Source organism: Kitasatospora sp. NPDC090308, assembly GCF_044769485.1.
In the GTDB taxonomy this organism is placed as follows: Bacteria; Actinomycetota; Actinomycetes; order Streptomycetales; family Streptomycetaceae; genus Kitasatospora; species Kitasatospora fiedleri.
Genome location: NZ_JBIVXY010000022.1, coordinates 1 through 18,265, shown reverse-complemented (window position 1 = coordinate 18,265; position 18,265 = coordinate 1). Strand labels below are relative to the sequence as shown.

General features: G+C 75.6%; 14 protein-coding genes and 1 pseudogene. 6 read left to right on the top strand and 9 right to left on the bottom strand.

Annotation, left to right across the window (positions count from 1 at the left end):
* Positions 1 to 132: 132 nt before the first annotated feature.
* Positions 133 to 1,392, bottom strand: coding sequence for an ROK family protein (locus tag ACIQVD_RS31785; protein WP_402292475.1), 1,260 nt, complete (start codon positions 1,390 to 1,392; stop codon positions 133 to 135).
* Between the two features lie 17 nt (positions 1,393 to 1,409).
* Here ACIQVD_RS31785 and ACIQVD_RS31780 point away from each other — a divergent pair, with 17 nt between their 5' ends.
* A complete protein-coding gene (locus tag ACIQVD_RS31780; RefSeq protein WP_402292474.1) occupies positions 1,410 to 2,636 on the top strand; it encodes an MFS transporter in 1,227 nt (408 codons plus the stop codon).
* Positions 2,637 to 2,973: 337 nt separating this feature from the next.
* On the opposite strand, the gene ACIQVD_RS31775 is transcribed toward ACIQVD_RS31780, so the two are convergent.
* Positions 2,974 to 3,738 (bottom strand): DapH/DapD/GlmU-related protein, encoded by a 765-nt coding sequence (locus tag ACIQVD_RS31775; RefSeq protein ID WP_100835456.1) that lies wholly within the window; start codon positions 3,736 to 3,738, stop codon positions 2,974 to 2,976.
* 84 nt (positions 3,739 to 3,822) lie between these two features.
* Positions 3,823 to 4,587: an enoyl-CoA hydratase family protein gene (locus ACIQVD_RS31770; RefSeq protein ID WP_400693217.1), complete on the bottom strand. Its 765-nt coding sequence runs from the start codon at positions 4,585 to 4,587 to the stop codon at positions 3,823 to 3,825.
* A 277-nt stretch (positions 4,588 to 4,864) separates the two neighbouring features.
* Here ACIQVD_RS31770 and ACIQVD_RS31765 point away from each other — a divergent pair, with 277 nt between their 5' ends.
* Positions 4,865 to 6,016 carry a glycoside hydrolase family 19 protein gene (locus tag ACIQVD_RS31765; RefSeq protein ID WP_400693214.1) on the top strand — a complete coding sequence of 384 codons (1,152 nt, stop codon included), beginning with the start codon at positions 4,865 to 4,867 and terminating at the stop codon, positions 6,014 to 6,016.
* Positions 6,017 to 6,078: 62 nt separating this feature from the next.
* Here ACIQVD_RS31765 and ACIQVD_RS31760 read toward each other — a convergent pair whose 3' ends face one another.
* The gene (locus tag ACIQVD_RS31760) at positions 6,079 to 7,329 is read right to left on the bottom strand and encodes an MFS transporter (protein WP_402292473.1); all 1,251 of its coding nucleotides are present in this window, start codon (positions 7,327 to 7,329) and stop codon (positions 6,079 to 6,081) included.
* Between the two features lie 90 nt (positions 7,330 to 7,419).
* Here ACIQVD_RS31760 and ACIQVD_RS31755 point away from each other — a divergent pair, with 90 nt between their 5' ends.
* Positions 7,420 to 8,406, top strand: coding sequence for an ArsR/SmtB family transcription factor (locus ACIQVD_RS31755; RefSeq protein ID WP_402292472.1), 987 nt, complete (start codon positions 7,420 to 7,422; stop codon positions 8,404 to 8,406).
* 211 nt (positions 8,407 to 8,617) lie between these two features.
* Positions 8,618 to 10,900, top strand: coding sequence for a glycosyl hydrolase family 18 protein (locus tag ACIQVD_RS31750; RefSeq protein ID WP_402292471.1), 2,283 nt, complete (start codon positions 8,618 to 8,620; stop codon positions 10,898 to 10,900).
* Positions 10,901 to 11,014: 114 nt separating this feature from the next.
* On the opposite strand, the gene ACIQVD_RS31745 is transcribed toward ACIQVD_RS31750, so the two are convergent.
* Positions 11,015 to 12,190 (bottom strand): geranylgeranyl reductase family protein, encoded by a 1,176-nt coding sequence (locus ACIQVD_RS31745; protein WP_402292504.1) that lies wholly within the window; start codon positions 12,188 to 12,190, stop codon positions 11,015 to 11,017.
* Between the two features lie 288 nt (positions 12,191 to 12,478).
* Here ACIQVD_RS31745 and ACIQVD_RS31740 point away from each other — a divergent pair, with 288 nt between their 5' ends.
* Positions 12,479 to 13,009 (top strand): carboxymuconolactone decarboxylase family protein, encoded by a 531-nt coding sequence (locus tag ACIQVD_RS31740; RefSeq protein ID WP_402292470.1) that lies wholly within the window; start codon positions 12,479 to 12,481, stop codon positions 13,007 to 13,009.
* 11 nt (positions 13,010 to 13,020) lie between these two features.
* Here ACIQVD_RS31740 and ACIQVD_RS31735 read toward each other — a convergent pair whose 3' ends face one another.
* The 3 genes from ACIQVD_RS31735 to ACIQVD_RS31725 form a co-directional block, all read right to left on the bottom strand.
* Positions 13,021 to 13,725 carry a DUF4184 family protein gene (locus ACIQVD_RS31735; protein WP_402292469.1) on the bottom strand — a complete coding sequence of 235 codons (705 nt, stop codon included), beginning with the start codon at positions 13,723 to 13,725 and terminating at the stop codon, positions 13,021 to 13,023.
* Between the two features lie 116 nt (positions 13,726 to 13,841).
* On the bottom strand, positions 13,842 to 14,891 hold the full coding sequence (locus tag ACIQVD_RS31730) for an NUDIX domain-containing protein (protein WP_400693194.1): 1,050 nt from the start codon (positions 14,889 to 14,891) through the stop codon (positions 13,842 to 13,844).
* A 119-nt stretch (positions 14,892 to 15,010) separates the two neighbouring features.
* Positions 15,011 to 16,486, bottom strand: coding sequence for an AMP-binding protein (locus ACIQVD_RS31725; RefSeq protein WP_402292468.1), 1,476 nt, complete (start codon positions 16,484 to 16,486; stop codon positions 15,011 to 15,013).
* Between the two features lie 232 nt (positions 16,487 to 16,718).
* Here ACIQVD_RS31725 and ACIQVD_RS31720 point away from each other — a divergent pair, with 232 nt between their 5' ends.
* On the top strand, positions 16,719 to 18,083 hold the full coding sequence (locus tag ACIQVD_RS31720; RefSeq protein WP_402292467.1) for a S8 family serine peptidase: 1,365 nt from the start codon (positions 16,719 to 16,721) through the stop codon (positions 18,081 to 18,083).
* Positions 18,084 to 18,145: 62 nt separating this feature from the next.
* Here ACIQVD_RS31720 and ACIQVD_RS31715 read toward each other — a convergent pair.
* Positions 18,146 to 18,265: pseudogene (locus tag ACIQVD_RS31715) on the bottom strand (electron transfer flavoprotein subunit alpha/FixB family protein); the annotation flags it as partial.

The window sequence follows — 18,265 nt, the reverse complement described above, 5'->3', positions numbered from 1 at the left end:
GGCAGTCGGCGCGGCGGCTCCGCGGGGCCGCCGGACGGCGCGGGTGACGGGACGTCGGCCCGCGCCGTTCCGCTCTCCGGCCCCGCTCCCCGCTCGCGTTCCGGGCGGTTCCCGTTCTCCGCTCCGGGCGGTTCAGGGCGCGGCGACGGCCTGCGGGTCGTCCAGGTAGGGCTCCCAGGCGAGTTCGGCCGCGCCGACCAGCCCGGCGTGGACGACCTGGGCGGGGACGATCGGGATGCGTCCGCTGCGGCCCCACAGGCAGCGTTCGGCGACCACCGCGGCGAGCCGGTCGGGAGCGGCGGCGAGCAGGTCGAGGTGCAGGCCGCTGAGCACGATCCGGTCGGGGTTGAGGATGTTGACCAGCCCGGCGAGGCCGAGGCCGAGCCGGTCGACGACGTGTTCGAGGGCGTCGGCGGCGGTCGGGTCGTGGGCCAGCGCGCGGGCCTGCGGGAGCAGCGGGCGGTCCGGGTCGGGGTGGCGGTCCGCGGCGGCGAACAGCGCGCCGGTGTCGGTCTCGGCGTTGAGGCAGCCGCGGTTGCCGCAGGCGCAGGGGCGGCCGAGCGGGTCGACGGTGACGTGGCCGACCTCCAGGGCGAGGCCGGAACTGCCGGTGTGCAGGCGGCCGTCGATGACCAGGGCGCCGCCGACGCCGCGGTGGCCGGAGGTGACCAGCAGCAGGTGGCGGGCGCCGCGGCCGGCGCCGTGCCGGTGTTCGGCGAGGGCGGCGAGGTTGGCGTCGTTGGCGACGGCGGTGGGCAGCGCGGTGCGGGCGCGCGGACCGAGGTCGGTGCGGGCGACCCGTTCGGCGAAGAGCGCGGCGGCGGGGGTGCCGGAGGGCCAGCCGAAGTGCAGGGCGGCGAGGGCGGTGCCGTCGGGTTCGGTGACGGGGTTGGGCAGGGCGAGCGCGAAGCCCAGGACCCGGCGGCGGCTGTCGCGGGCGAGCCGGGCGCCGGCCTCGGCGACGGTGCCGAGCAGCGCGGCGGGCGAGGTGTCGGCGGGCAGCGGCAGGTGGACGGGGTCGAGGAGCCGTCCGCCGAGTCCGGCCAGGGTGGCGGAGATCCCGTCGGCGTGCAGTTGGGCGGCGAGGACGGCCGGTCCGGGGTCGGCCGGGGCGAGGCGGTGCGAGGGGCGGCCCCGGCCGCCGCCGGCCGGGCGGGAGTCGACGGTGATCAGGCCGAGCGCCTCCAGTTCGCCGGTGACGGCGCCGGCGGTGGCGCGGGTGACGTCCAGGGCGCCGGTGAGCGCGGAGCGGGTGGGGGCCTGTCCGGTGTGGATCAGGCGCAGGGCCGGTCCGAGCAGGGTGCGGCCGCGGTCGGGCGCGGGCCGCCGGGCCGGGCTCGGGCTCGGGCTCGGATTCTGGCTGGGATTCGGGCTTGAAGGTGTGTGCGGCACTCCCCTATTCTGACTTTGTGCCGCTACTAAACAAAACAGAAGCCCGTCCCGCCTCCCCCACCTCCCCGTCCGGCCGACGCTCCTCCTGGTCGGCGGCACGCCTCGCCCTCACCGCCTTCTTCACCGTCGACGGCTTCCTGTTCGCCGCCTGGGTGGTCCGGATCCCGGACGTCCGCGCCCAGGTCTCCGCCTCGCACAGCGCGCTGGGCCTGGCCCTGCTGTGCATCTCGGCCGGCGCGGTCGCCACCATGGCCCTGGTCGGACGGCTGTGCCTGCGGTACGGCTCGCGCCGGGTCACCGTCGCCGCGGTCACCGTCTTCTCGCTCGCGGTGGCGCTGCCCGCGCACACCCACTCGGTGCTCGCGCTCGGCGCGGTGCTGCTGCTGTTCGGCGCGGGCTACGGCGCGGCCAACGTGGCGATGAACAGCGCCGCGGTCGACCTGGTCGCCGAACTCCGACGGCCCGTCATGCCCAGCTTCCACGCGGGCTACAGCCTCGGCGGCCTGCTCGGCGCCGCGGTCGGCGGCCTGCTCGCGGGCCGGATCAGCGCCTCCTGGGCGCTGGCCGCCTCCGGCGCGCTCGGCCTGGCCGTGGTCGCACTGGCCGGCACCGCCCTGCTGCGCGCCCCGGCCGCCGTCCGCCCCGCCCCGGACGAGAGCGCCGCGCCCGCCGCCGCCGCGCCCGCCGGACTGTCCGGGCACGCCCGGCTGCTGGTCGTCCTGCTCGGCCTGACCGCGCTGTGCACCGCGTACGGCGAGGGGGCCCTCGCCGACTGGGCCACCCTGCACCTGACCGACGACGTGCACGCCAGCACCGCGACGGCCGCCGCCGGTTACGCCGCCTTCGCCTTCGCCATGACGGCGGGCCGGCTCTCCGGCACCTGGCTCTCCGAACGGCTCGGCCAGACCAGGGTGATGCTGCTGGGCGGCCTGGCCGCCTGCGCGGGCATGACGACCGCCGCCCTGGCGCCGTCCGTCCCGCTGGCGCTGACCGGCTTCGTCCTGGTCGGCCTCGGCCTGGCCAACGTCTTCCCGCTGGCGATCGCCCGGGCCGGCGCGACCGCCGGCCCGCAGGGCGTGGCCACCGCCTCCACGCTGGGCTACGCGGGCATGCTGATCGGCCCCCCGGTGATCGGCTTCCTCGCCGACGCCCTCTCGCTGCCCGCCGCCCTCCTCACCGTCGCCGCCAGCTCCGCCCTGGCCGGCCTGCTCGCCCTCACCGTCCGCCGCCACCGCGCCGCCTGACGGCCAATCACCCCCTCCGGCCGCACCGCGGAGAGCACCGGAACACGACGACGGCGGCCCGGACGCCCCCACGCGCCCGGGCCGCCGTCCCGCCGTCCCGCCGTCCGTGGCGGACCGGCCGGGCCGTCGACTCCCCGCACGCCCGGGTCCGCGAGTCGGCCACCCGCCGGATCCAGCCACCGCAGCGCGGGCGGGGGCGCGGCACCGCGAGGTCCGGCGGGGTCGCGGGCGCAGGTGCGCGATCCGCGCGGGCCGGAGTTCCGGGCCGACGGTTCCGGGCCGCCCGGTGCCGGTCCGCTCCGACGCGTCGCCGTCCGGGCCGCCGCCGACGGCGGCGCTACTCGGGGGCCGGCTGTTCGCCGGGGAGGCGCAGGTCCCAGCCGACCAGGGCGCGGAGCTGTTCGGCGGTGACGCCGTCGGGGACGGGGCGGGGGGGCTCGTGGCGGATGGGGGGCTGCCAGCCCTGTTCGGGGCTCCAGGTGCGGACCTGGCGGGCGGGGGCGCCGGCCACCACGGCGTAGTCGGGGACTTCGCCGGCCACCACGGAGTTGGCGGCGACCACCACGTTGCGGCCGATCCGGGCGCCGGGGAGGATCACCGCGCCGGTGCCGATCCAGGAGCCGGCGCCGATCGAGACGGGCGCGTTGCGGGGCCACTGCTTGCCGATCGGCAGCTCGGTGTCGCGGTACTCGTGGGCCTGGTCGGTGATGTAGACGCCGGGGCCGGTCCACACGTCGTCGCCGAGCTCGATCCGCTGGTGGCCGACGATGTGGCTGCCGCGGCCGATCACGCAGCCGCCGCCGATCCGGACGATCGGCTCGGGGCCGAGGTCGAGCCCGGGCAGGAACCCTGCCGACAGGGTGACGCGTTCGCCGATGATGGCGAACGGGCCGATGGTGATCCAGCGCTCGTTGAAGACGGTGCCGAGCGGGAAGGCGAGCTTGGTGCCGTCGCCGAGCTCGCCGAACCGGTACGGCCCGGGGTTGCGGTTGCTGACCGCGCCCGCCTCCTGCGCCCAGCGCCAGCCGCGGTGCACGGCGCGCCCGGCCGCCCGGCGCGACCTCTCGCGGACGGGTCCGAGCAGCCTGCGGACGATCGACATGCGCTCACCGTACCGGCCGGTGCGGGCCGGGGAACGGCAACGGGAGCAAACTCACACCGGCCGGTAACTTGGCGCCGTCGCCGGTCAGCGCACCCAGCGGGCGGGCCGCTTGGCCAGGAAGGCCCGCATGCCCTCCTGCGCCTCCTCGGAGCCGAACAGCTTCGCCGACAGCGCGACGAGTTCCTCGGTGTGCCGGTCGAAGGACTCCCGGACGGCGGCGTTGGCGAGCAGCTTGGACTCGGCCAGGCCCTGCGGCGAGCAGAGCCGGATCGCGTCCAGCAGGGTGCGCAGCGCGGCGGGGGCGTCGTCGGCGGCCTCGGTGACCAGGCCGATCCGGGCGGCCTCGGCGGAGTCGAAGGTCTCGCCGGTGAGGTAGTAGCGGGCGGCGGCGCGCGGGTCGAGCTTGGGGCGCAGCGGCAGCGAGATGACGGCGGGGGCCAGGCCGAGGCGGGACTCGGTGAAGGCGAAGGTGGAGTCCGGTCCGGCGACGGCGAGGTCGCAGGAGCCGACCAGGCCGAGCCCGCCGGCCCGGACGTGGCCGTCGACCAGGGCGATGACCGGCTTGGGGCAGTCGACCAGGGCGCGTTGCAGGGCGACCAGGCCGCGCGGTCCGACGGTGGGGTCGTCGCCGGTGGCCTCGGAGAGGTCGGCGCCGGCGCAGAACACCCGGCCGGTGTGGCCGAGGACGACGGCGCGGACCCCGGGGTCGGCGGCGGCGTCGGCGAGCCCGGCGGTGAGCTCGGCCATCAGGCGGCCGGAGAGGGCGTTGCGGTTGTGCGGGGAGTCGAGTTCCAGGGTGGCGACGGCGTCGGCGGTGGTACGGCGGACGAGCGGCACTTCGCGGGTCATCGGGCGGGCCTGCCTTTCCGGCTGAGGGTGGGTCGGAGGGGCGTCGTCTGCACCCTGGCACACCCCGGCCCTACTGGCCAGTACCGGATTCCCCCGGCGCGCGCCGCCCGGCGGCGGGGCGCGATCCCGCCGCCTCCCGCCGCCTCCCGCCGCACTGCGCCGCCCGAAGTTCCGTACACGTCCTCAACTTCCTTCAGGTCTAGACCTATTGACAGTCAGCGGACAGACTCGCTTGAGTGCTGGGTACACCGCTCGTTCCCCCACAAGGAGTGGCCGAATGCCCCACACCCGCACCTCCCCCCGCCCGGCGCACCGCGCCGCCTCCCGCCGCGGCCGGATCGCCGCGCTGCTGACCGGCGCGCTGGCCGCGACCGGCCTGGCCGTCATGGTGCCCACCACCTCGACCGCGGCCGCCGCCTGCACCACCCCGTACTCGGCGACCCAGGTGTACACCGGCGGGATGTCCGCCTCCTACAACGGGCACAACTGGAACGCCAAGTGGTGGACCCAGGGCGAGACCCCGAGCACCGGCGGCTCCGGCGTCTGGGCCGACCAGGGCGCCTGCGGCGGGGGTGGCGGCACCACCACCAGCCCGACCCCGACCCAGGGCACCTGCAACCACCCGACCTGGGTGGCCGGCACCCAGTACGCCACCGGCGCGATCGTCAAGTACGCGCCCAACGGCCAGTACTACATCGCCACCCACGACAACCCGGGCTACGACCCGACCGTCTCGACCTGGTACTGGAGCCCGTACACCTGCACCGGCGGCGGCACCAGCCCGAGCCCGTCCACCACCCCCAACCCGGGCGGGTTCGTGGTCTCCGAGGCCCAGTTCAACCAGATGTTCCCGAGCCGGAACTCCTTCTACACCTACTCCGGCCTGGTCGCGGCGCTGAACGCCTACCCGGCGTTCGCCAACACCGGCTCGGACACGGTGAAGAAGCAGGAGGCGGCGGCGTTCCTCGCCAACGTCAGCCACGAGACCGGCGGCCTGGTCTACATCGTCGAGCAGAACACCGCCAACTACCCGCACTACTGCGACACCAGCCAGTCGTACGGCTGCCCGGCCGGCCAGGCCGCGTACTACGGCCGCGGCCCGATCCAGCTGAGCTGGAACTTCAACTACAAGGCGGCCGGCGACGCGCTGGGCATCGACCTGCTGCACAACCCGAACCTGGTGCAGACCGACCCGGCCGTCGCCTGGAAGACCGGCATCTGGTACTGGATGACCCAGAACGGCCCGGGCACCATGACCCCGCACAACGCCATCGTCAACGGCAGCGGCTTCGGCGAGACCATCCGCTCCATCAACGGCTCCATCGAGTGCAACGGCGGCAACCCCGCCCAGGTGCAGAGCCGGATCAACGCGTACACCAGCTTCACCTCCATCCTGGGCGTGCCCACCGGCTCGAACCTGAGCTGCTGACGCCCTGACGGACGGGGCGGCGAGGCTGACGACCGGTCAGCCCCGCCGCCCCGTCCGCGCGTTCAGCGCCGCACCAGCGCCGTCATCCCCCAGCCCGCGGCGGCGAACAGCGCCGCCAGCAGCGCCCAGCCGAGCAGGCCGTGGGCGAGCACCACCGAGGTCATCAGCACCGGGCCGAGCATCAGCGCGCCCGACATGCCGGTGTTGAAGACGCCCTGGTAGGCGCCGTGCGCGCCGTCCTCCGCCAGGTCGTAGCTGAGCGCCCAGGCGCCCGCCTGGCTGTACACCTCGCCCAGCGCCTGGCAGCCCACCCCGGCCGCCACCAGCAGCGCCGCCGCCCAGCCGGGCAGCCCGGCGGCCAGGCCCAGCACCAGGCAGGACGCGGCCACCAGCAGCGCCCCGCGGCGGAACACCAGGGCCGCGGCCCGCGGCCGCTCGGTGCCCCGGGTGGCCCGCACCTGCAGGACGATCACCAGCGCGGTGTTCACCAGCATCCCGCCCGCGACCATCCAGCGCGGCGCGTCGGTGTCGCGCACCACCCACAGCGGCAGCCCGACCTCGATCATCACGAACTGCAGGGTGATCACCCCGTTCAGGCCGGTCAGCAGCAGGAACGCCCGGTCGCGCAGCGCCGGGTTCGGCCCGTCGGCCGCCCGCCGGACCTGCTCGGCGGTGCGCGGCGTGGCCGGCACCAGCAGCACGTACAGCACCGCGATCGCCCCGTACGAGACCGCGTCGACCAGCAGCGCCGTCAGGTAGGCGCCCCGGGTGTCCAGTTGCAGGACGGCGGCCGCGCCGAGGGTGCCCACCGAGATGCCGACGTTGGTGACCGAGCGCAGGTAGGCCCGGCCGGCCACCCGCCCGTCGGCCGGCAGCACCTCGGCGAACAGCGCCCCGCGCACCGCCGAGCCGCCCCGGTCGGCGACCGCCGCCAGGCAGGCCAGCACCGCGAACACCGCCAGCCCGCGCACCAGCACGTACCCGGCCGCGCAGAGCGCCTGCGCCGCCAGCAGCGCGACCAGCACCCGCTTGGGGCCGTACCGGTCGGACAGCCGCCCGGCCGGGACGCCCGCCGCCACCCCGCAGGCCCCGGCGAGCGTCAGCACCAGGCCGACCGTGCCGACGCCGAAGCCCACGATCCGGGTGAAGTACACCACCCCGAGCGTCATCCCGAGGCCGTTGCCGACGGTGTTGACCAGGGTGATCGCGGACAGCCGGCGCAGCACCGGGTCCTCGGGGAGCAGCCGGGCGAACCGGCTGCGGGCAGGGGGGAGCGGCACGGCCGGAGCGGCCGCGGGTTCAGTGGCGGTCATGCCCCGATCAGACCGGGTACGGAGCGGCCGTGGTATTGATTTAGCCCCCGCCTGAACCGTCGGCGCGGGACGGACCACCCGGGAGGCGTCGTGGTGCTGCGGTTCCGGCTCGGGCTGGTCGACCTGGCCGCCACCTACTTCGCCTGCTCGCCGCTCCAGGAGGCGGTGCTCAGCCTGCGGATGTGGACCCACCCGGGGCAGTACCCGCACGGCGCGGCGTTCGCGGCGATGCGCCCGGCCTTCGAGGCGCTGCCGCAGGCGCCGCTGCTGCGCGCCCTGGTCGCGGGCAACAAGTACGTGCCGGACTTCCTGACGCCCCGTCCGGCCGTCCCGTTCCCGGAGTTCCGGGCCGAGCTGGCGGTGGTCCGGGCCTTCGACCCGGCCCGGCTGGCCGACGAGCTGGCGGCGACCTTCCTCCCGCACCACCGGGCGCTGCCGCCGCTGCTGGCCGAACGCGCCGACCAGCCCGCCGCGCTGATCGCCGAGGTCGCCGACGCGCTCCAGGCGTACTGGACGCACGTCCTGGAGCCCGCCTGGTGGCCGCGGGCCCGCTCGGTGCTGCGCGCCGACATCGTGCACCGCTCCCGGGTGCTGGCCGAGCGCGGCGCGGCCGGGCTGTTCGCCGACCTCGACGCCCGGCTGCGCTGGTCGGACGGGGTGCTGGCGATCGACCGGAACTGGGGCGTCGGCGACCTGGACATCGTGGTGGACCGGCGCGGCCTGGCCCTGCTGCCGACCTGCTTCGCGCGCGGCGCGATCACCGCGATCGGCCCGGACCTCACCCCGTCGATCACCTACGTGGCCCGCGGCCAGGGCACCCTGACCGGCCCGCCCGACCCGCCGCCCGCCCCGCGCGCCCTGGAGCAGCTGCTCGGCGCGCCCAAGGCCCGGCTGCTGGCCCTGCTGCGCGAACCGACCGCCACCACCGAACTCGCCCGCCGCCTGGGCGTCACCCCCGGCGCGGTCAGCCAGCACCTGGCCGTCCTGCACGCCACCCGCCTGGTCACCCGGGCCCGGCACGGCCGCCTGGTGCTCTACGCCCGCAGCCCGCTGGCCGAACAGCTCCTGGGCCCCTGAGCCCCCGCCACCGGGGCCGCAGCAGAGCACCGGCACCGCCCCGCACCGAGTGCCGCGCCGCCGCCGACACCCTCGCGGATCAAGGTGCTGACAGATCGTCAACCCACTTCCGGTATAGACCTGTTGACGAGTTGGTCCAGTCCACTTACCCTCCTGAGTGCCGCTCCCGGCACCCCTGTACGGAATCCCCCACACCAGACAGGGAGTACCGATGCACGTCCGCTCCAGGCCATGGCTCAGGGCCCGCCTGCTGGCCCTGCTCGCCGCGCTCGCACTGCCGATCGCCCTGCTCGCCGCCACCCCCGCGCACGCCGCGGCCAAACTGACCGCCGCCTTCACCGGCGACAACTACGGGTCCTGGTGGAAGGGCACCTTCGTCGTCAAGAACCCCAACGCCACCGCCGTCACCGGGTGGACCCTGGAGTTCGACCTGCCCGCCGGCGTCACCATGACCGGCACCTACAACGGCACCTCCACCACCACCGGCAGCCACGTGGTCGCCACCAACGCCTACTACAACGCGACGGTGCCCGCGAACGGCTCGACCGAGCCCTACAGCTTCTGGTTCATCGGCAACGGCCCGATCACCGCCCCGCTCAACTGCCGCGTCAACGGCGACAAGTGCGACGGCACCCCGGACGTGCCGCCGACCGCGCCGGGCGCCCCGACCCTGGTCGACGCCACCGCGCACACCCTCGCGCTGAGCTGGCCGGCCGCGGCCAAGGGCGACTTCCCGGTCGCCTCGTACGACGTGCTGAACGGCTCGGTGATCCTCGGCACCGCCACCGGCACCTCCACCACGCTGACCGGCCTGACCCCGGCCACCGCGTACAGCCTCACCGTCCGGGCCCGGGACACCCGCGGCAACACCGGCCCGGCCGGGCCCGCGCTGAGCGCCGCCACCGTCGACCCGGCCACCGACACCGTGCCGCCGACCGCGCCCGGCAACCTGCGCTCCACCGGCGTCACCAGCACCGGCGTCGCGCTGGCCTGGGACGCCGCCACCGACAACAAGCGGGTCGCCGCGTACGACGTCTACCAGGGCGGCACCCTGGTGCAGACCGTCACCACCACCTCGGCCACCGTCGGCCAGCTCTCCCCCGCCACCCCGTACGCCTTCACGGTCCGGGCCCGGGACGCCGCCGACAACGCCTCGCCCGCCTCCACCACCCTGAACGTCACCACCGGCGACCTCGCCGGGCCCGGCAAGTACTCCCGGGTCGGCTACTTCGTGCAGTGGGGCATCTACGGCCGCCAGTACTTCGTCAAGAACCTCGACACCTCCGGCAGCGCCGCCAAGCTCGACGTGGTCAACTACGCCTTCGAGAACATCGACCCGGTCAACCTGACCTGCCTGGCCGGCGTCACCAAGGGCACCACCGCCGACCCGGAGGACCCGGACCAGGGCACCGGCGCCGGGGACGCCGACGCCGACTACGCCCGCCCGATGAGCGCCGCCCAGTCCGTGGACGGCGTCGCCGACGACGGCTGGTCGCCGCTGCGCGGCAACCTCAACCAGCTCAGGAAGCTCAAGGCGAAGTACCCGAACCTCAAGGTCGTGGTCTCGCTCGGCGGCTGGACCTACTCCAAGTACTTCTCGGACGCCGCCGCCACCGACGCCTCCCGCAAGAAGCTGGTCTCCTCCTGCATCGACATCTGGATCAAGGGCAACCTGCCCGCCTACAACGGCGCGGGCGGCCCCGGCACGGCCGCCGGCATCTTCGACGGCATCGACGTCGACTGGGAGTGGCCCGGCTCCCCCGACGGCCACCCCGGCAACCACTACTCCGCCGCCGACAAGCAGAACCTGACCCTGCTGCTGGCCGAGTTCCGCCGCCAGCTCGACGCCCTCGGCGGCTCGCACAAGCTGCTGACCGCCTTCACCCCCGCCGACCCGGCCAAGATCGGCCAGGGCTGGGACCTCACGCAGATCTTCCGCTCCCTCGACATCGCCAACGTCCAGGGCTACGACTTCCACGGCTCCGGCAGCGACAACTCGTGGGAGCCCGACCGCACCGGCCAGCAGGCCAACCTGTACGCCGACCCGAACGACCCGTACCCGTTCCACTTCTCGGTCGAGAACGCCGTCGACACCTACCTGGCGGCGGGCGTCAACCCGCGCAAGCTCACCATCGGCTTCCCGTTCTACGGCCGCGGCTGGCAGAACGTCACCGACGGCGGCGCGCACGGCGCCTGGCAGGCCGCCGGCGGCGCCGCGCCCGGCCAGTTCGCCGAGGAGGCCGGCACCCGCGGCTACAACAACCTGATCGCCTCGGTGCCCAACCTGACCGTCTACCACGACCCGGCCTCGGTCTCCACCTACGGCTACACCGGCAACGGCGGCCAGTGGTGGACCTTCGACGACACCTGGTCGATCGCCCAGAAGACCGCCTGGCTGAAGTCGAAGAACCTGCTGGGCGCGATGGTCTGGGAGATGTCCGGCGACACCCCCTCCGGCACCCTGATCAACGCCCTGGACGCCGGCCTGCGGTGACCCCGGGAACGCGGGCGCGGCGGCCCCCCGAACCCCAACCCCCGCGCCCGTCCGAACGGCCCGCCCGGGAGGGAACCTCCTCCCGGGCGGGCCCGACCCGCTACCGCCTACCGGCTACCGCCCCGCGATCGAGGCCAGCTTGCGCGCCGCCCGGTGGTCCCGCATCAGCTGCGCGAACGTCGTGTGCCCCTGGGTGGTCCGGGCGAACGCCCGCCACGCCGGGGTGATCAGCGACACCGCCGCGTGGAACAGGTAGGGGCGCTTCTCGAACGAGGCCAGCATCACCTTGCCCGCCCGCATCTCCACGCCCAGCCCGGCCTTGATCGCGAACGCGTAGTTCAGCGCCTGCCGCCGCACGTCCGCCGCGCCGCCCGCCTCGGCCACCTGCACCGCCCACTCGCCGGCCAGCCGGCCCGAGCGCAGCGCGTACGAGATGCCCTCCCGGGTCCACGGCTCCAGCAGCCCGGCCGCGTCGCCCGCGACCAGCACCCGGCCGCGCGAGAGCGGCGAGTCCTCGGCCCGGCAGCGCGTCAGGTGCCCGGACTCCACCAGCGGTTCGAACCCGGACAGGCCCAGGCGGCGGACGTAGTCGGCCAGGTACTCCTTGGTCCGCTCGCCCTCGCCGCGCGCCGAGATCACCCCGACCGTCAGCGTCCCGGAGTCGGTCTTCGGGAAGACCCAGCCGTAACTGCCCGGCAGCGGGCCCCAGTCCAGGTGGATCCGGCCCGCCCAGTGCCGCGACACCGCCTCGGGGACGGGGATCTCCGCCTCCAGGCCCAGGTCGATCTGGTCGAAGGTGACGCCGACGTGCCGGCCGATCCGGCTCGCCGAACCGTCCGCGCCGACCACCGCCCGCGCCTCCACCCTCCGCCCGTCCGCGAGCGTCACGAACACCGTGCGGCTGTCGCCGCCGCTCTGCTCCACCCCGGTCGCGGTCACCCCGGTCACCAGCACCGCGCCGGCCTGCTCGGCGGCCTGCACCAGACGCAGGTCGAACTCGTCCCGGTTGACCACGCCGAACAGCATCCGCTTCGAACGCCTGGTCCGGGTCCACCGGCCGTTCAGCGCGAAGGTCACCGCCGAGATCCGGTCCTGCAGCGGCAGCTTGAAGTCCTCCGGCAGCGAGTCCCGGGACGGGCCGATGATGCCGCCGCCGCAGGTCTTGTACCGGGGGTGCTCCGCCTTGTCGAGCAGCAGCACCCGCCGGCCCCGGGAGGCCGCCGCGTACGCCGCCGAGGAGCCCGCCGGGCCCGCGCCGACCACCACGACGTCCCACACCCCGTCGGGCAGCGCCGACGCCTCCCGCTCCTCCTGCTCGTCCTGCCCGTCCTGCCCGTCCTGCGGGTCCTGCGGGTCCGCGTCCGCGAACTCCTCCGACGCCCCGTCACCGGCGTCGTCGGCGAGGGCCGCGACCGGCTCGACGGGGTCCAGGTCCTTGGTGCTACCGGTGTCAGTCACGGTCGCCCATCCTAATCTGCCCGCCTTCCGCTACGGCCCGCACCCGCCCCCGCGTGTGCGACTCCGCCTTCCCAGGTCAAGGGGTTGCCAACCCCGCACCGAACCGCTTCAGTGACCCGCATGCCCCACATCGACCTCCCGGCCGGCCAGCCCGGCATGCGCGCCCTGCTCCTCGCCAGGCCCGCCGCCGGCCAGCGCCTGAGCGAACTCGCCGAACAACTCCTGCGCGGCGACTCCCCGCTGAGCGTCGGCGAACGCGAACTGATCGCCGCCCACGTCTCCGCCCTCAACCGCACCCGCTACTGCGCCGGCGCCCACGGCGCGACCGCCGCCCACCGCCTCGACGGCGACTTCGCCCTGGTCGAAGCCGTCCAGCGCGACCTCGACACCGCCCCCGTCACCGACCTCCAGCGCGCCCTGCTCCGACTCGCCGGCAAGGTCGCCGAGAGCGGACTGTCCGTCACCCCCGAGGACATCGCCACCGCCAGGGCCGCCGGCGCCGACGACGACACCATCCACGACACCGTCCTGATCGCCGCCGCCTTCTGCATGTACAACCGCTACGTCGACGGCCTCGCCACCCCCACCCCCGAGAACCCCGCCGCCTACCACGCCATCGGCGCCCACCTCTCCACCAACGGCTACCTCTAGCCCCTGCCGTCCTACTCCGGTTCGGGCTTCCGGGTTCCCCCGCACAGTCCGAGTACGGCCGCGCCGACCGCCAGGCCCGTGCCCGCGCCGAAGCAGGTCTCGGCGATGACGCCGCGTTCGGCGCGCAGGACGCGTTCGGCCGCCCCCGCCAGGGTGGCTGCGGCGAGCAGGGCCGCCGGGCCCTTGCGGCTCTCCCGCCAGGGTCCGGCGTACCGGGCGAGGACGGCCAGGCCGGCCAGTGAGGTGCCGTACTGGAGGGCGGTGTAGAGCGGCACGCCCGCGACCCGGCGTTCCAGGGCCGGGAGGGCCCGGACGCCGGCCCGGCCGTGGTGGGTGAAGGAGTCCCAGACCAGGTGGGTGGTCGCGCCTGCGGCCAACGCCCCGGCGGTCAGCAGGAGTTCACCGGCGTCCGGCCGGCCCTCGGGGGCCACCTGGTTCCACCGCCCGGGCACGGCCGCCCGCAGCGGCTCGCGCCACAGGCCGTACCAGCCGGCCACCAGCCCGGCGCCGACCGCCACGTCGAGGGTCGGGGCGGCCCACCAGCGGTGCGTCAACGCGCCGTGCCGGTAGACGCCCCGGACGAGGGACTCCGCGAAGAACGGCACGTCGGGCGCCAGCGAACCGGCGACCAGTCCGGCGGCGACCAGCGCGCCCTTGCGCTTCGCGGCCCGCAGGCCGGGCAGGACGGCGGCGGCGTGGCTCAGGGTGAACGGCATCCCCCCATCCTGCCCGCCGACGCCCCCGCCCCGCGCAGCACGAGGCCGTCCGCCGCGCACCCACCGCCGCGCACCCACCGCCGTCCGGTCACCGCCTCCCGCTCACCGCCTCCCGTTCACCGCGCCGAGGCCGCCCCCGTCGCGGCGGGCCGCCCGCCCTCCAGGTAGCGCAGTTCGCCGACCGCCCGGGCCTCCAGCGCGGCGGTCAGCCGCCGCATCCGCCCGGCGGGCAGCATCTCGGCGGCCTCCCGGAGGGTCGCGAAGTGCCAGTCGCGCAGTTCCCCGGCGGGCAGCCGCAGCCGCAGCACCTGGGAGGGGCCGAGCCGGCCGCCGTCGTAGACCAGTCGCAGGCCGCCGCGTCCGCGTCCGGCGCCGGGCTCCCAGTCGACGGCGAGCAGCCGCAGTTCCTCCGGGTGCAGCCGCAGGCCGAGTTCCTCGGCGACCTCCCGGATGCCGGCCGCGGTCGGCGCCTCCCCCCGCTCGACGACGCCGCCGGGGAACTCCCAGTGCGGCTTGTAGGCGGGGTCGACCAGCAGCACCCGGTCCCGGTCGTCGAAGAGCAGGACCGCCGCGGCGACGGTGTCCCCGTCGCCGCCCTCGCTGCGCACGATCGGGCAGCGCGCGGCGCCGCTGCGCACCAGGTCGGCGATCCGTTCGGCGGTCTGCCGGGGCGTCAGCACCCCGTTGTCGACCATCCGGGCGTCCCCGGCCAGCCAGCCCCGGGCGGTGAGGTAGGCGGGCAGCGCCTCGCGGGCGCGGCGGCGGAGCCGGGCGGTGGCCTCCGGGTCGCCGGGGACGTCCTCGCGGGTGGCGATCCGGGCCCGCAGGATCGTTTCGACGGGGTCGAGGACGACGTGGTGGACGGGGATGCCGCGGCCGGCCAGCGAGCCGAAGATCTCGTCGCGGTGCTCCTGCCGCAGCAGGGTGGCGGGGACGACGACCGGTCCGTCGGCCTCGGCGGCCAGCGCGGCGGCGGTCTCGGCGGCCAGCCGCCGCCAGGCGGGCGAGTCCTGGAGCTCCCCCGGTTCGGCGCCCGGCCGGGCGGCCCGCAGGACCGGCCCGAGGGTGTCCGGGTCGAACAGCAGGCTCCCCGGCAGCAGTCCGACCAGCTCGCGGCAGACACTCGTCTTGCCCGCCCCGAACGCCCCGTTGATCCAGACGATCACAGCATCCCCTGCCCCTCCGTGGTACCGGCCCGGCGGTGCGCCGGGCAGCGCGGGGCACCGGCCCCCGCGCCACCCCTGTGGTACCCACTCCCCGCCCTCCTGAAAGGGCGGGGGGCGGGTCACCGTCCCTCGTCCAGGAGTTGCTTCTTGAGCACCTTGCCCATCGCGTTGCGCGGCAGGTCGTCGACCAGCACCACCCGCCGGGGCCGCTTGTGGACGGACAGCCGCCGCGCCACGAAGTCGATCAGCTCGCGCTCGCCGACCGAGCCGCCCGAACCGCCCACGCCACCCGAACCGCCCGAGCCGACCGAGCCGCCCGAGCCGCCGTCCGCCACGACCACGTACGCGACCACCGCCTGCCCGAGGTCCGGGTCGGGGACGCCGACCACGGCGGCGTCCGCCACGCCGGGGTGGTCGCGCAGCGCGGCCTCGACCTCGCCGGCGCCGATCCGGTAGCCGCCGCTCTTGATCAGGTCGACGGAGGCGCGGCCGACGATCCGGTGGAAGCCGTCGGGCCCGATCACGGCGACGTCGCCGGTGCGGAACCAGCCGTCGGCGGTGCGGGCGGCGGCGGTCGCCCCGGGGCGGCCGAGGTAGCCGTCGAACAGCGTCGGCCCCTGGACCTGGAGTTCGCCGACGCTCTCCCCGTCGGAGGGCACCGGCTGCCCGTCCTCGCCGACCAGCCGGGTGCGCACCCCGGCCACCGGCACGCCGACCGCGCCGGGGCGGCGCTCGCCGTCGGCCCGGGTGGCGACGGTGATCAGCGTCTCGGTCATGCCGTAGCGCTCGGCGGGGGCCTGCCCGGTGAGGTCCCGCAGCCGTTCGAAGACCGGCACCGGCAGCGGCGCGCTGCCGGACACCAGCAGCCGGGCGGCGGCCAGTTCGCGGGCGGCGGCGGTCTCGGCGGCGATCCGCGACCACACGGTGGGGACGCCGAAGTACAGGCTGCCGCGGGCGGCCGCGTACCCGGCGGGGGTGGGCCGTCCGGTGTGGACGAGCCGGCTGCCGGTGCGCAGCGCGCCGAGCACGCCCAGCACCAGGCCGTGCACGTGGAACAGCGGCAGGCCGTGGACGAGGGTGTCGTCGGCGTCCCACCGCCAGGCGTCGGCGAGCGCGTCGAGCCCGGCGGCGAGCGCCCGGTGCGGGAGCAGCGCGCCCTTGGGGGCGCCGGTGGTGCCGGAGGTGTACAGCACCAGGGCGGTCCGGTCGCCGTCCTCGGCCGCGGGCCGCCAGCCGCCGCCCGGGCGGTCCGCCAGCGAGACCGGGAGGGGCGTCAACCCGTCGGCGTCCTCGGGCAGTCCGGTGCCGGCCAGCAGGGTGGCGCCGCTGTCGCGCAGGATGTGGGCGCGCTCCAGCGGCCCGGAGTCGGGCGGCACCGGCACCACCGGCACGCCCGCGAGCAGGCCGCCGACCACCGCCGCGACCGTCTCGGCGGTCGGCCGGGCCAGGACGGCCAGGCCGGGCGCCCCGGCGGCGCGTTCGGCCACCGCCCCGGCGGCGCCCAGCAGTTGTTCCCGGGACAGGGCGGTCCCGTCCACCACCAGGGCGTCCGCCCGGTCCCCGTACCCGCCGTCGAGTGCTGTCAGCAGTCCCATGCCGCCCGACTCTACGAGCCCGGCCCGCCCGCGCGCAGCAGCGCCCCGCGCGCCGTCCCCGAGCTGGGGCGTTACCGAACCCAGCCGCGCCCTTTACCGAATCCGGTGGCCGGGCGGGGCCATCGGGGCGGCCCGCTCGGACTATGGAAGGGGCCGTCCGCTGCCGATGGGATAGGGGCCGTCCCGGCCGGACCCGGCCCGGGCCCCTTCTCCTCTGGGAGTCTCCTTGGGCATGCACCCCGCCACCGCGGGCACCCGACGCTCCACCGCGCTGCGGGCCGCCGCGCTGCTCGCCGTCGGGGCCACCGCCCTGACCGGCGCGACCGCCACCGCGCAGTCCGCCGCCCGCCCGCCGGTCTTCAAGCTGCGTCCCGCCTCGGCCGGGCAGATCGACGCGGTCGGCCGGGTCGCGCCGATATCGACCTCGGACTGCGTCACGCAGATCGGCATCCACTGCTACTCGCCGCTGCAGTACCGCACCGCGTACCACCTGGACCCGCTGTACCGGCAGGGCGTGACGGGCAAGGGCCGCACCATCGTGATCGTGGACTCCTTCGGCTCGCCGACCATCCAGCACGACCTGGAGGTGTTCGACCGGCAGTGGGGCATCCCGGACACCCGGGTCGAGGTGGTCAAGTGGGGGAACGTCCCGGTCTTCGACCCGACCGACGAGGACCACACCGGCTGGGCGGGCGAGAGCACCCTGGACGTCGAGTACGCGCACGCGATCGCCCCCGACGCGCACATCGTGCTGGTGGAGACCGGCGTCGCCGAGACCGAGGGCGTCACCGGCCTGCCGGAGATGATGGACGCCGAGAAGGCCGTCATGAAGTCGCACGACGTGGACGTGGTCTCGCAGAGCTTCGGCGCCACCGAGAACACCTTCCCGGGCTACGCCAAGGGCGACTTCAAGTCGATCGAGAAGCTGCGCTACGCCTTCCAGTACGCCGCCGCCGAGGACGTCACGGTGCTCGCCGCGTCCGGCGACGACGGCGCCACCGACGCGATGGACAACGGCAGCGACCTGTACCCGTACAAGGTCAACTCCTGGCCGTCCGCGGACCCGCTGGTCACCTCGGTCGGCGGCACCCGGCTGACCCTGGACGACAGCGGCAACCGCACCGCCCCCGACCAGGTCTGGCACGACGACTACGGCGCGGCGGGCGGCGGCGTCTCCGGCGTCTTCGCCCGCCCCTGGTACCAGGCCGCCGTGGCGGGCACCACCGGCAACCACCGCGGCACCCCGGACATCTCGATGAGCGCGGCGGTGGACGGCGCGGCCTGGACGTACGAGTCGTACGACCCGACGGCGGTCGGCTGGCACCTGGTCGGCGGCACCAGCGAGGCGACCCCGGTCTTCTCCGGCGTCGTCGCGCTGGCCGCCCAGCTGGCGGGCCACCGCCTGGGCCAGCTCAACCCGCGCCTGTACGGGCTGGCCCTGCTGCCCTCCCGGCTCAGCGGCATCACCGACGTCACCGCGGGCGACAACTCCTGGGACGCGGTGACGGGTTACCAGGCCACCAAGGGCTACGACCTGGCCTCCGGCCTGGGCACCATCGACGGCAACCGCTTCGTGCGCTCCCTCGCGGGCCGCTGACCCGCACGGACGACGGAGGGCGCGGTCCCCGCGGGGACCGCGCCCTCCGGCTCGCTGCGGGATCAGCCCTTGCGGGCCTTCACCTCGTCGGTGAGCTGGGGGAGGACGGTGAAGAGGTCTCCGACGACGCCGTAGTCGACGAGTTCGAAGATGGGGGCTTCGGGGTCCTTGTTGACGGCGAC

What these genes read in the sequence shown, in the direction of transcription:
- ACIQVD_RS31775 (WP_100835456.1), bottom strand. Translation starts at nt 3,738, where the DNA reads ATGTCGATCGTCCGCAGGCTGCTCGGACCCGTCCGCGAGAGGTCGCGC.
- ACIQVD_RS31770 (WP_400693217.1), bottom strand. Translation starts at nt 4,587, where the DNA reads ATGACCCGCGAAGTGCCGCTCGTCCGCCGTACCACCGCCGACGCCGTC.
- ACIQVD_RS31765 (WP_400693214.1), top strand. Translation starts at nt 4,865, where the DNA reads ATGCCCCACACCCGCACCTCCCCCCGCCCGGCGCACCGCGCCGCCTCC.
- ACIQVD_RS31760 (WP_402292473.1), bottom strand. Translation starts at nt 7,329, where the DNA reads ATGACCGCCACTGAACCCGCGGCCGCTCCGGCCGTGCCGCTCCCCCCT.
- ACIQVD_RS31750 (WP_402292471.1), top strand. Translation starts at nt 8,618, where the DNA reads ATGCACGTCCGCTCCAGGCCATGGCTCAGGGCCCGCCTGCTGGCCCTG.
- ACIQVD_RS31740 (WP_402292470.1), top strand. Translation starts at nt 12,479, where the DNA reads ATGCCCCACATCGACCTCCCGGCCGGCCAGCCCGGCATGCGCGCCCTG.
- ACIQVD_RS31735 (WP_402292469.1), bottom strand. Translation starts at nt 13,725, where the DNA reads ATGCCGTTCACCCTGAGCCACGCCGCCGCCGTCCTGCCCGGCCTGCGG.
- ACIQVD_RS31725 (WP_402292468.1), bottom strand. Translation starts at nt 16,486, where the DNA reads ATGGGACTGCTGACAGCACTCGACGGCGGGTACGGGGACCGGGCGGAC.
- ACIQVD_RS31720 (WP_402292467.1), top strand. Translation starts at nt 16,719, where the DNA reads ATGCACCCCGCCACCGCGGGCACCCGACGCTCCACCGCGCTGCGGGCC.